Origin of the sequence: Streptomyces arenae (assembly GCF_022343545.1) — a bacterium.
Lineage (GTDB): Bacteria > Actinomycetota > Actinomycetes > Streptomycetales > Streptomycetaceae > Streptomyces > Streptomyces humi.
Genome location: NZ_JAKQYH010000031.1, coordinates 1 through 14,493, shown reverse-complemented (window position 1 = coordinate 14,493; position 14,493 = coordinate 1). Strand labels below are relative to the sequence as shown.

Sequence of the window (14,493 nt, the reverse complement as noted above, 5' to 3'; positions counted from 1 at the left end):
CATGTCCTATGCCGTCGACGGCATGAACGAGGTCCTCCACCACACCGACATGACCCACCCTCCAGCACGGCAGCACTCGCACACACCGTCGCCTCAGTCGGCCCATACGCATTCACCAACCGGAACCACTCACCCCACACCCCAGCCAACCCACCATCCAACCGCTCACCCGCCGTCACCAACGTCCGCAACCCCACCAGATCCGCCGGCTCCAACACCGACAACAACGACGGCGGCAACGTCGCCACCCGCACCCCACACCCCCGCACCAACCCCGCCAACAACCCCACATCCGCCCGCTCCTCAGCAGACGCCACCACCAACACCCCACCCACCACCAACGCCACCACCAACTCCGACACCGCCGCGTCAAAACCAAACGACGCGAACTGCAACACACCCTCCCCCACACCCACACCGAACAACCCACCCTGCGCCACCGCCAGATTCACCACACCACCATGAGCAACCTGCACACCCTTCGGCCGCCCCGTCGAACCCGACGTATAAATCACATACGCCAACTGCTCCGGATGCACGACGACGGCAGGGGACTCGACGGGCATGGTGGCCAGGCCGGCGCTGACGGCCGGGTCGTCCAGTGCGACCGTGCGCAGCCGGCCCACCGGCAGGTCGTCGATGATGTCCTCGGTGCCCACGAGCACCGTCGCCCGGCTGTCGGCCAGCATGAAAGCCAGCCGCTCGGCCGGGTACTCGGAGTCGAGGGGCAGATACGCGCCGCCGGCCTGCCACACCGCCAGCACGGCCACCACCATGTCGACACCACGCGGCAGGCAGAGCCCGACGAGGGTGTCGGGCCCGACGCCCGCACCGTGGAGATAGTGGGCGAGTCGGTTGGCCCGCTCCATCAACTCGCCGTAGGTCAGCGATGCTTCACCGCACACAACGGCCGTCGCCTGCGGAGCCTCGGCCGCACGGGCGGCGATCAGCTCGTGCACCCCGCCCACCGAGGGCAGCGCCCGGGACGTGTCGTTCCAGCCGTGCAGCAGCAGGTCTTCCTCGTCCGTGCTCAGCAGGCGCAGGTCGCCGACGCTCTGGCCGGGGTCGGTCGTCACGGCGTCCAGCACGGCCACCAGGTGCCGTGCCATCCGCTGCACGGTCGACGTCTCGAACAGTGCGGTGCCGTACTCGAGGACCCCGGTCAGCTCCCGGCCGTCGTCAGTGAGCATCAGCCTCAGGTCGAACTTGGCGACCACGTCCTCTTGCACCGTGCCGACGGACAGCCCGTCCGAGCCTTCGGAGCTTTCGGAGACTCCGGAGCCGTCCGGGCGGCCCCGGCGGCCGGCGTCGGCCCCGGTCTCCGTGAAGTAGTTGAAGAGCACCTGGAACAGGGGGCTGCGAGAGCGGTCCCGGTCGATGACCAGCGCGTCCACCAGCTGCTCGAAGGGGAGGTCCTGATGGGCGTAGGCGTCCAGGGCGGTGTCGCGGACCCGGGCGAGGAGGTCGTCGAAAGAGGGGTCGCCGGACAGGTCCGCCCGCATCACCAGGGTGTTGATGAAGAACCCGATCAACTGCTCCGTCTCGGCACGGTTCCGGTTCGCGACCGGTGTGCCGACGACCAGGTCCTCCGTGCCCGCGTACCGGCCGAGCAGGACGTCGAACGCGGCGAGCAGGGTCATGAACATGGTGGTTCCGCGGCGGCGGGACAACGCACGCAGGGCGTCCGTGGTCCGTTCGGGCACCGTGAAGCGGATCGCCGCACCAGCCGGTGACCACACGGCAGGACGCGTCCGGTCGGTGGGCAGTTCCAGCACCGGCGCTCCGGCCAGCTTCTCCCGCCAGTAGGCGAGTTGGCCCTCCAGCACCTCGCCCTCCAGCCACTGGCGCTGCCAGAGGGCGAAGTCGGCGTACTGCACCGGAAGGGGCGGCAGCGGGTCCGGGCGACCGGCGCGGAACGCCTCGTACAACGCCGACAGCTCGCGCCGGAAGACCTGCTTGGACCACTCGTCGAACACCACGTGGTGCATCGACAGCGCCAGTACGTGCTCGTCGGGAGCCAGCCGGATGAGCAGGGCGCGGATCAGCGGGCCGTCCGACAAGCTGAACGGCAGGGCCGCGTCCGCGGACATCAGCGCCCACGCTGCGGCCCCGCGGTCGGCGGCGGCGGACACGTCGGCCAGTGGCAGCGCGCAGGGCGTGGGGCGGTCGATCACCTGGTACGGCACGCCGTCGGGGCCGGCCACCAGGCGGGTCCGCAGCACCTCGTGGCGCGCCACGACCCCGTCGAGCGCAGCGCTCAGCGCAGCCACGTCGAGCGGCCCGCCCAGCCGTACCGGCATCGGCACGTTGTACTCGGTGGAGCCGGGGTCCAGCTGGTCCAGGAACCACAGGCGCTGCTGCGCGAACGACAGCGGCAGGCGCTGGGCGCGGTCGGCCGCCGCGATGGCGGGCGCATGACCGGTGTCACGGGCGGAGCGGCGCTCGGCCACCAGGTCCCGGATCTCGTCACGGCACTCACGAAGCCGGTTCCGCAGTTCCTCCGTGAGGACGCCCTTGGGTGCGAACACCCGCAGTCGGCCGTCGGTGAGGGCGAAGCGCACGCCTCGGCCCTCGAGCTCCGCCAAGACCTCCGCAGGGGAGTTGCTCATGAGGAAATCCCGTTCTCGTCAGACTGTGCGCCCTGCGCGTAGGCGTCCAGGTTCTGGAGCACTTCGGCCTCTGACATGTGTTCGATCTCGTACCAGATCCGCTCCTCGACCACCTCGGCCAGACCGCGCACGGTCGGCTGGTCGAACAGCGCGGACAGGGGGATGTCGAGTTCGAAGATCTCCCGGATGCGGGAGATCACCTGGGTGGCGAGCAGCGAGTGCCCGCCCAGTTCGAAGAAGTTGTCCGTGGCCCCGACCCGCTCGCTCCCGAGCAGTTGCGCCCAGAGCCTGGCCAGCGCCTCCTCGGCATCGCCCGACGGCGCCACGAACTCGTCCAGCCCGGCGCGCCCGCCGTCGGGGGCGGGGAGGGCGGCCCGGTCGAGCTTGCCGTTGGGGGTGAGGGGCAGGGCGGCGAGTTCGGTGAAGACGGACGGGATCATGAAGGCGGGCAGGTGGGAAGCCGCGTGGGCACGCAGGTCGGTGACGGGCGGGATGCCTGTGGTCGGGTCCTCGGGGACGAGGTAGGCCACCAGTCGACGGTCGTCCTCGTCACCGAAGGGGTGCACGACGGCGGTACGGACCTGGGCATGTGCGGTGAGGACGGCTTCGATCTCACCGGGTTCGATGCGGAAGCCACGGACCTTGACCTGCTGGTCGACGCGACCGACGAAGTCCAGTTGTCCGTCGGGGAGCCAGCGGGCACGGTCACCGGAGCGGTACATACGCGAACCATCAGCGGCGAACGGATCGGGGAGGAAGCGTTCCGCGGTCAGAGCCGGGCGGCCGGCATAGCCACGGGCCACCTGCGCACCCGCGATGAACACCTCACCCGCCACACCCACAGGGACTGGATCGAGCGATGCGTCCAGGACGTACAGGCGGGCGTTGGCGACCGGAGAGCCGATCGGCGGCACACGCTCGGCCCCTTCGACCCAGCCAGCAGTGACCATCACCGTCGCTTCGGTGGGGCCGTAGGTGTTCACCAGCCGCCGGCCCGGCGCCCAGGCCCGCGCCACCTGCTCGGTCAGCCGCTCCGCACCCAGCAACAGCGTTTCGACACCAGGCACCTGCTGCGGATCCAGCACGCCCAGCAGGGACGGCACGACGCTCGCCGCGTTGACGCCTTCCGCGCGGACCATGGCGGTCAGCGCCTCCGGCTCTCCGCGCTCGGCGGACGTGGCGATCACCAAGGTCCCGCCCTGGGCGAGGGTCACGGCGACATCCAGCACCGCCGCGTCGAAACTGAACGAAGCGAACTGCAACACCCGCACACCCGGCTCCGCACCCAGCTCCGGGCCCAACGCGGTCACCATGCCGAGAACGCTGCCGTGGGAGACCTGCACGCCCTTCGGCCGCCCCGTCGAACCCGACGTATAGATCACATACGCCAACTGGCCAGGTGTCACGGCGATGTCGGGAGCCGTCGACGACAGGTCACTCGTCTGCGCGAGATCACCCTCGCGAAGCACCACCTGCGCCCCACTGTCGGTGACCATGAACTCCAGCCGCTCCGCCGGATATTCGGGATCCAACGGCAGATACGCACCACCCGCCAGCCACACCCCCAGCACCGCCACCACCAGGTCGACACCACGCGGGAGACACAGGCCGACAACCGACTCGGCCCCGACACCCCGACCGCGCAGCTCGTACGCCAGCTGCTTGGCCCGGTGGAACAACCCGGCATAGGTCAAGGCCCGGCCACCGGACACCACAGCCACCGTGTCCGGGGTCTCGGTCGCGCGGGCGGCGATCAGCTCATGCACCCCACCCACCGACGGAAGCGGAGCCGGCACCCCGTTCCACTCCCGCACCAGTTGGTCACGCTCGTCGGCGGACAGCAGGGGCAGCTCCCCCACTCGCCGCTGACCCGCGTCCTCCGCCACCGCTTCCAGCAGCTGGACGAGGTGACCCGACAACCGCTCGACAGTCCCCGCGTCGAACAGTGCCGTGCTGTACTCGATCTCGCCTTCCAGCCCGCCGCGGCTGTCCCCCACGGCCACCGCCAGGTCGAAGTTCACCGACGGTGCCGCGAGCACGTCCAGTCGGGAGGCGGCTTCGTCGGTGTCCCGGCGGTCTTCGGGACCCTGGGGGGTGTAGTTGAAGAACACCTGGAACAGCGGGCTGCGGGACCGGTCCCGCTCGATCACGAGCGCGTCCACCAACTGTTCGAAGGGCAGGTCCTGGTGGGCATAGGCCGCGAGTGCCGTCTTCCGCACGCGCCCCAGTAGTTCCCGGAACGAAGGGTCACCGGAGAGGTCCGTCCGCATCACCAACGTGTTCACGAAGAACCCGATCAGGTCCTCCGTCTCGGCCCGGTTCCGGTTCGCCACCGGCGTGCCGACGACCACATCCTCCGACCCCGTGTAGCGACCCAGCAGCACGCTGAACGCGGCCAGCAGGGTCATCTGCAGCGTCACGCCGTTCTTGCGGGACAGCATTCGCAAGGCGTCCGCGGTCTGCTCGGGCACGGCGAAACCGACCGCCGCTCCCGCCGAGGAACGCACGGGTGGGCGGGGACGATCGGTGGGCAGTTCCAGCACCGGCAGGTCGGCCAACTGCTCTTTCCAGTAGGCCAGGTGCTCGTTCATGACGTCCCCGTCGAGCCACTGCCGTTGCCAGACGGCGAAGTCGGCGTACTGCACCGGAAGGGGCGGCAGCGGGTCGGGGTCGCCGGCGCGCAGGGCGTCGTACAGGGTGGAGAGTTCGTGGCGGAAGACGCGTACGGACCACTCGTCGAAGGCCACATGGTGGACGGCGACGGCGAGCACGTGCTCGCGGGGGGCCAGCCGGATCAGGGTGGCGCGGATCAGTGGTCCGGCGGCGAGGTCGAACGAGGTCATGACGTCCGCCGTCACCAGCTTGCGCGCGGCCGCGACGGGGTCACGGTCGCCGGAGACGTCGGCGACCGGCAGGGGGAAGGGTGCCGGGTCGTCGATCACCTGGTACGCCACCCCGTCCGGGCCGTCGGCCACCAGCCTGGTCCGCAGCACCTCGTGCCGCGCCACGACCGCGCTCAGCGCCGCGGCCAGGGCCAGGACGTCCAGCTCGCCGTCGGTCCAGCGCACGAGCAGCGGCACGTTGTACTCGACCGATCCGGGGTCCAGTTGGTCGAGGAACCACAGACGCTGCTGGGCGAACGACAATGGCAGGGTCTGTTCGCGATCCGCCGCGGTGACCGGCGGCACGCCGGTCCCGTGGGCCGAGCCGTCGACTGCGGCCGCCAGGTCCCGCACCGTGGGCTGCTCGAACACCGTCGACAGGGCCAGCTCGACGCCGAACACCGTGCGTACTCGGGATGCCACGCGGGTGGCGAGCAGTGAGTGACCGCCGAGTTCGAAGAAGTTGTCCTCGACGCCGACGCGGTCCACGCCGAGCACCTGGGCCCAGATCCCGGTGAGGAGTTCCTCGGTCGCGGTCGTCGGCGCCAGGAAGCCGTCGAGCACGGGCCGCTGGCCGTTCGGTGCCGGCAGGGCGCCGCGGTCGACCTTGCCGTTCGGGGTCAACGGCAGCGCGTCGAGTTCGACGAACACCGAGGGGATCATGAAGGCAGGCAGTCGGCCACTGAGGTAGGCGCGCAGGTCGCCGACCGCCGGCATGTCCTCGGCCGGGTCGGTGAGGACGACGTGGGCGACGAGACGCCGGTCCGTCTCCTCCCCCGCTGCCGTCACCACGGCGGTGCGGATGCGGGGGTGGGTGGCCAGGACCGCCTCCACCTCACCCGGCTCGATACGAAAACCCCGCACCTTCACCTGCTCATCCACCCGCCCCAAGAACTCCACCTCCCCGAACGGCGACCACCGCACCCGATCCCCCGTCCGATACATCCGCGACCCGTCCCCCACAAACGGATCCGCGACAAACCGCTCCGCCGTCAACCCCGCACGCCCCCCATAACCCCGCGCCACCTGCGGACCACCCACAAACAACTCACCCACCACACCCACCGGAACCGGCGACAACCCCCCGTCCAACACATACAAACGCGTATTCGGCAACGCACCACCCACCGGCACCGGCCCATCCACCACAACCGACCCGTCCACACCCCCCACCCGACCCCACACACTCAACGTCGAATCAACCGTCGCCTCCGTCACCCCATACGCCCCCACCAACACCACACCCGAACCCAACACACCCCGAGCCCGCACCACCGACCCCGACCGCCACACATCCGTCGTCACCACCACCAACCTCAAACCCGGCAACCACCCACCCCGCTCCACCCACCCCACCAACTCCTCCACATACCGAGGCGCACACTCAAACGCCTCCACCCCCGCACCCGCCAACACACCCACCCACTCCTCCAACTCCACCTGCAACCCCACCCGCCCCAACACCAACACCCCACCCCCACACAACGACCGCACCACATCACCCGAAAAMACATCAAAACTCGCACTCGCCACCGACAACCACCGACGACCACCCCCCACCCCCACACCCGCATACACCGACCCCCACGCCACCGAAACCGCCACCAACGACCCATGCGACACCAACACACCCTTCGCACGACCCGTCGACCCCGACGTATAAATCACCGCCGCCAACTGGTCCGGGACCACGGCCGGAAGCTCGACGGRCCCGAGCTCCTCGGAACGGGACAGATCCAGATCGTCGAGCCACACCACCGCCTCCGCGGTCAGCCGGTCACCGACCTCGGACCGCTCCCCSACSAGCACYCGCACGCCRCTGTCGGCRAGCATGAACTCCAGCCGCTCCACCGGATACTCGGGATCCAACGGCAGATACGCACCACCCGCCARCCACACCCCCAGCACCGCCACCACCAGATCGACACCCCGCGACAGACACAGACCCACCACCGACTCCGCACCCACCCCCCACGCCCGCAACTCATGCGCCAGCCGACTCGCCCGCGCCACCAACCCCCCATACGTCAACACCCGCTCACCCGACACCACCGCCACCGCATCCGGCACAGCACCAGCCCACCCCGCGATCAACTCATGCACCCCACCCACCGACGGCAACGACACCGGCACACCAGCCCACCCCCGCACCAACCCCTCAACCTCGACCACCGACACCAACGACACATCCCCCACCCGCCGACCGGCGTCGACCGCCACGGCGTTCAGGAGTGTGACCAGGTGGCGGGCCATCCGTTCGCTAGTGGCGGCGTCGAACAGGGCGGTGCTGTACTCGAACTCGCCCGTCAGACCGCCGTCGTGGGAGTCGGCGAGCCGCAGGGTGAGGTCGAACAAGGTGGTGTGCGGCAGGTCTGCGGGCTGTTCGAGCAGGCGGGCGCCGTCCTGGGCGTCCGCCATGACGTAGGTGAAGAACACCTGGAACAACGGCGTGCGCGACCGGTCCCGCTCCGCGACCAGCGCGTCCACCAACTGCTCGAAGGGCAGGTCCTGGTGGGCGTAGGCGTCCAGGGCGGTGCGTCGGACTCGGGCGAGGAGTTCGGCGAAGGTGGGGTCGCCGGACAAGTCGGTCCGCAGGACGAGCGTGTTGACGAAGAACCCGATCAGGTCCTCCGTCTCGGCCCGGTTGCGGTTGGCCACCGGTGTGCCCACGGCGATGTCCTCGGAGCCCGCGTAGCGTCCGAGCAGGACGTCGAAGGCGGTCAGCAGCGTCATGAACATGGTGGCGCCGCTCTGCCGGGACAGTGCTCGCAGGGCCTGCGCGGTGTCCACCGGTACGGAGAAGCGGGTGGTGGCGCCTTCGGAGGAGCGCATGGGGGGCCTGGGCCGGTCGGTGGGCAGCTCCAGCACCGGCAGGCCGGCCAGCTTGTCCTTCCAGTAGCCGAGTTGGCGGTCGAGCACCTGCCCGGCCAGGGACTGCCGTTGCCAGACGGCGTAGTCCGCGTACTGAACGTCGAGCGGCGGCAGCGGATCGGGGCGGCCCTGCCGGAACGCCTCGTACAGGGCCGTCAGCTCACGCCACAGGATGCGGCCGGACCACTCGTCGAAGACGACGTGGTGCATCGACAGGGCCAGGACGTGCTCGTCCGGGGCCAGCCGGACCAGGACGGCACGCGTCAGCGGGCCGGCCGCGAGGTCGAACGGGGTCGACGCGTCCTGTGCGACCAGCTGTTGGGCCGCCGCGACCGGGTCGGCGAGGCCGGACACGTCGACCAGGGGCAGGTGGCGGGGTGTCGTCACCGGGTCGAGGACCTGGTGGGCCACTCCGTCCGGTCCGGTCACCAGACGGGTGCGCAGCACCTCATGACGTGCCGTCACCGTGTTCAGGGCGGAGCTCAGAGCCGCCACGTCCACGGGGCCGTCCAGGCGGAGGGGCAGTGGCAGGTTGTAGTCGGTGGAGCCGGGCTCCAGTTGGTCCAGGAACCACAGCCGTTGCTGCCCGAATGACAGCGGCAGCACGCGGTCCCGTCCGGCGGCGCCGACCGGTGGCAGGACCGCGCGGCGGGCGGCTCCGTCGACCGCCGTCGCGAGCGCCCGTACGGTCGAATGGTCGAACAGGGTCGCCACGGACACGTCGGCGCCGAACACCTCACGGATACGGGACATCACCTGGGTGGCCAGCAGCGAGTGCCCGCCGAGTGCGAAGAAGTCGTCCTGGGCACCCACCCGGTGCATGCCGAGGAGCTGTGCCCAGATGCCCGCGAGGAGTTCCTCGGTGGCTCCGGCGGGAGGCACGTAGGCCTGTGCGCCGTTGGGCGTGCCGTCGGGTTCCGGGAGGGCGGCACGGTCCAGTTTGCCGTTGGCGGTCAGCGGCAGGCCCGCGAGTTCCACGAACACCGACGGCACCATGAACGCCGGCAGCCGCCGGCTCGTGAACTCCCGCAGCTCCGTGACCTCCGGGATGCCCACGGCGGGATCGGCGGGCACGACGTACGCGGCCAGGCGGCGTTCGCCGTCCTCACCGAAGGCCGTCACGGCCGCCGCGCGCACGCCCGGGTGGGCCGCCAGGGCGGCCTCCACCTCGCCCGGTTCGATCCGGAACCCGCGTACCTTCAGCTGGCCGTCGGCCCGGCCGACGAAGCTCAGCCGTCCGTCGGCCAGTCGGCGCACGCGGTCGCCGGACCGGTACATCCGTGACCCGTCCGCGGCGAACACGTCGGGCACGAACCGCTCCGCCGTCAGACCGGGCCGGCCGCCGTAGCCGCGGGCGAGTTGCGGGCCGGCGAGGTACAGCTCGCCGGTCACGCCCACCGGTACGGGTTCGAGGCGCTCGTCGAGGACGTAGGCCCGGGTGTTCGGCAGGGGCAGGCCGATCGGGGGCGCCCCCGGCTCCTCGGCGTCCACCAGCCCGGCGGACGCGATCACCGTGGTCTCGGTGGGTCCGTAGCCGTTCAGCATGCGTCGGCCCGGCGCCCAGACACGGGCCACCTGTTCGCCGACCCGTTCGGAGCCCACCAGCATCGCGCGCACCCCGGCCAGTGGAGCGGGGTCGAGGGCCCCCAGCAGGGACGGGGACACGCTCGCCACGCCCACGCCGTGGGCCCGGACGACGTCGGCCAGCGCCGCGGGATCGGTGCGTTCGGCGGACGAGGCCACGACGAGTGCGCCGCCCGACGTCAGGGTCGTCGCCAGGTCGAGGACCGCGGCGTCGAAGCCGAAGGAGGCGAACTGCAGGACCCGGGTGCCCGGGTCCACGCCGAGTTCCCTGCGGAACGTCTCCGCCAGGTTCACCAGGCCCCCGTGCGCGACCTGGACGCCCTTCGGCCGGCCCGTCGAGCCGGAGGTGTAGATGACGTACGCCAGTTGGTCGGGTCGTACCGTCACCTCGGGCGGGTTCGGCGGCAGGGGGCCGCCGAGCGTCAGGTCGTCCTCGCGGAGCACCACCCGGGCGCCGCTGTCGGCCACCATGAAGTCGCGTCGCTCGTCCGGGTACTCGGGGTCCAGTGGCAGGTACGCCGCTCCCGCCAGCCACACGCCCAGTACGGCCACGGCCATGTCGGCCCCGCGCGGCAGGCACAGCCCCACGACCGACTCCGGGCCGACGCCCCGGCCGCGCAGGTGGTGCGCCAGCCGGTTCGCCCGGGCCAGCAGTCCGCCGTACGTCAGCACCCGGTCACCGGAGACGGCCGCGACGGCGTCCGGGGACTGCGCCGCCCGGCGTGTGATGAGTTCGTGCACGCCGGCCACCGGTGGCAGTACGGCCGGGGCTCCCTGGCACTCGCTGACCAGCGTGTCCCGCTCCGAGGCCGTGAGCAGGGGGAGTTCGGCGACCCGACGGTCGGGGTCCACGGCGGCGGCGGTCAGCAGTTCGACCAGGTGACCGGCCATCCGTTCGATCGTCGCCGCGTCGAACAGGGCGGTGCTGTACTGGAATTCTCCGGTCAGGCCGTCGTCGCCGTCGCCGAGCCGTACCGCCAGGTCGAAGCTCACGGTGAGCGGGCCGCCCGGTGCCGCGTCGGGCTTCTCCGTGCCGGCGGTGTCGTAGTTGAACAGGACCTGGAACAGGGGGCTGCGGGAGCGGTCCCGCTCGACGACGAGGTCCTCCACGAGCTGCTCGAACGGCAGGTCCTGGTGGGCGTAGGCGCCGAGGGCCGTCTCCCGCACCCGGCCGAGGAGTTCCGCGAAGGTAGGGTCGCCGGACAGGTCCGTCCGCATGACCAGGGTGTTGACGAAGAACCCGATCAGGTCCTCGGTCTCGGCCCGGTTCCGGTTGGCCACGGGTGTGCCGACGACCACGTCCTCCGCGCCCGTGTACCTCCCCAGCAGCACGCTGAAGGCGGCCAGCAGCGTCATGGACATCGTGGCGCCGTTGCCGCGGGTCAGCTCGCGCAGCCGGTGGGTCGTGTCCAGGGGAACGTGGAAGGTGAGGACTCCGCCCTCGTTGGACCGTACCGCGGGGCGGGGCCGGTCGGTGGGCAGGTCCAGTACGGGTGCGCCGGCCAGCCGCTCGCGCCAGTAGGCGAGTTGGCCACGCAGGACGTCCCCGTCCAGCCACTGACGCTGCCAGACCGCGAAGTCGGCGTACTGCACCGGCAGCGGCGGCAGCGGGTCCGGACGGCCGGCGCGGTAGGCCTCGTACAGGGCTGTCAGTTCGCCGCGCAGGAGCCGGCCGGACCATTCGTCGGACACGGCGTGGTGCATGGCCAGGGCCAGCAGGTGCCGGTCGGGGGCGAAGGTGACCAGGACGCCGCGGATCAGCGGGCCGGCCGACAGGTCGAAGGGCAGTGCGGCGTCCGCGGCGGCGACGGCATGTGCGGCCGCTTCCGGCTGCGGTGTGTCGGAGACGTCGACGACCGGCAGGGGGAACGGTTTCGGCGGGTCGATCACCTGCGTCGCCACTCCGTCCGCGTCCGCCACCAGGCGGGTGCGCAGCACTTCGTGCCGGGCCGTGATCCGGGTCAGCGCGGCCTGGAGCGCCGTCGGATCCAGGTCGCCGTCGAGGCGGATACCCGCCGTCAGGTTGTACTCGGGCGAGCCGCTGCCCAACTGTTCGAGGAACCAGAGGCGTTGCTGGCCGAACGACAGCGGCAGCGTCCGGTCGCGGTCCACCGCGGTGACGGGGGGTACGGCGACGCCGGTCGCCGAGCTGTCGACCACGGCGGCGAACGCGCGCACCGTGGGTGCGTCGAACAGGGCCGACAACGGCACCTCGGTGCCGAACACCTCACGGACGCGGGAGATCACCTGGATGGCGAGCAGGGAGTGTCCGCCCAGGTCGAAGAAGTCGTCGAGGGTGCCGACCCGGCCGAGGCCCAGGACGTCGGACCAGATGCCGGTGAGGAGTTCCTCGGTCGCGGTGGTCGACGGGGTGTACGTCGCGGTGTCGGCCTGTTCGGCGTCCGGTTCGGGCAGGGCCGCGCGGTCGATCTTGCCGTTGGCGGTGAGGGGGAACTCGCCGAGCTCCACGTGGACCGACGGCACCATGTGCTCGGGCAGGCGTGCCCCGGCGTAGGCGCGCAGTTCCGCCACCGGCGGCAGTCCCTCGTCGTGGTCGGCGGGCACCAGGTAGGCCACCAGGCGGCGGTCGCGGCCCTCGCCCAGGGCGGTCACGACGGCCGAGCGCACCAAGGCGTGGGAGGCGAGGACCGCCTCCACCTCGCCGGGCTCGACGCGGTATCCGCGGACCTTGAGCTGGGCGTCGACGCGGCCCAGGAACTCCAGGCGGCCGTCCGCCCGCCACCGTACGCGGTCGCCGGTGCGGTACATGCGGGTACCGTCGCCGGCGAAGGCGTCGGGTACGAAGCGTTCGGCCGTCAGCGCGGCGCGGCCCCGGTAGCCGCGCGCCACCTGCGGGCCGGCGACGTACAGCTCGCCCACCATGCCGATGGGTACCGGGCGCAGCGTCCCGTCGAGGACGTAGGCGCAGGTGTTCGCCAGCGGGGTCCCGAGCGGCACCACACCGTCGGCCAGGGCGCCGGTGTCGAGCCGTCCGGCGACCACGCCGATCGTGGCCTCGGTCGGGCCGTAGTGGTTGACGACGGCCCGGTCTCCGGCGGCCTCCAGCAGGCCCCCCAGCCAGACCGGTGAGGCGCCCTCTCCGCCCAGCATGAGGCCCCGGCCGGGGATCAGCCCCTCGACGCCCGCGTCGGCGGCCAGGGCGGCCAGGTGGGACGGCACCACCTTGACCCAGTCCACCGCCCAGCCGGCCAGGTAACCGGCCACGGCGCGTCCGTCGAGCGCGACGTCCCCGTCGAGGATGTGCAGCACCCCACCGGACACGAGGCAGCCGAAGACCACGGTGTTGCCGAGGTCGGTGACGGCGGGCTGGAGCAGTCCGAACCGTTCCCCGGCGCCCCAGCCGGCCCGGTCCACGACGGAGACCACGTAGTTCACCGCGCCGCCGTGCGTGACCTGTACGCCCTTCGGCCGGCCGGTGGAGCCGGAGGTGTAGATGACGTAGGCGAGTTGGCCCGGGAGGACGGGCACGTCGGGGGCCTCGGTGGGCTGCGCCGCCAGGACGGCGCGCACCGAGGGGTCGTCGAGGACCACGGTGCGCTGTCGGCCGACCGGGAGTTCGTCGACGAGGTCCTCGGTGCCGATCACCACTTCGGCGCCGCTGTCGGTGAGCATGAAACCGAGGCGTTCGGCCGGGTACTCCGGGTCCAGCGGCAGGTAGGCGCCGCCGGCCTGCCAGACGGCGAGGACGGTCACGATCGTGTCGGCGCCGCGGGGCAGGCACACCGCCACGACCGACTCGGCGTCGACGCCGACGGCCCGCAGGTAGTGGGCCAGCCGGTGGGCGCGGGCGACGAGGGCGCCGTAGGTGAGGATGCGGTCGCCTGAGACCACCGCCACCGTGTCCGGGGCCGTCGCGGCGTGCGCGGCGATCAGTTCGTGGACGCCACCCGCCGGGGGGACGGGGATCTCCGCGTCGTTCCATTCGCTGAGCAGCCTGTGCAGTTCGTGGGCCGGCAGCACGGGCAGCCGTGACAGGGTGCGGTCCGCGTCCGTGACCACGGCGCTCAGCAGGGTGACGAGGTGCTCCGCCATCTGCTCGACGGTCGTCGCGTCGAAGAGCGCACGGCTGTACTCGAACTCGGCGGCCAGGCCGTCTCCGTCGTCGCTGAGCACCAGCCGCAGGTCGTACTTGGCTACGACGTCGGCGGCGCTGCCGCTGCGGTCGACCGTCTGTCCGGCCGCCGCCCGGGACGCGTCGCTCTCGACGAAGTCGTAGTTGAGCAGGGCCTGGAACAACGGCGTGCGCGAACGGTCCCGGTCGGCCACCAACGCGTCCACGACCTGCTCGAACGGCACATCCTGATGCGCGTACGCACCCAGAGCCGTCTCCCGCACCCGCCCCAGCACCTCACGGAACGACGGATCACCCGACAGATCCGTCCGCATCACCAACGTGTTCACGAAGAACCCGATCAGATCCTCCGTCTCGGCACGGTTCCGGTTCGCCACCGGCGTGCCCACCACCACGTCCTCCGACCCCGCATACCGCCCCAACAACACCGCGTACGCGGCCAACAACGTCATGA

General features: G+C 71.3%; 2 protein-coding genes. Both read right to left on the bottom strand.

All coding sequences use genetic code 11. The features are described 5' to 3' along the window. On the bottom strand, positions 1–2,609 hold a 2,609-nt coding region (locus MB828_RS14760), incomplete at its 3' end, for a condensation domain-containing protein (RefSeq protein WP_301648539.1). Continuing rightward, positions 2,606–14,491 carry a non-ribosomal peptide synthetase gene (locus MB828_RS14755; protein WP_301648538.1) on the bottom strand — a complete coding sequence of 3,962 codons (11,886 nt, stop codon included), beginning with the start codon at positions 14,489–14,491 and terminating at the stop codon, positions 2,606–2,608. The genes MB828_RS14760 and MB828_RS14755, both read right to left, overlap by 4 nt. Positions 14,492–14,493 lie beyond the last annotated feature (2 nt).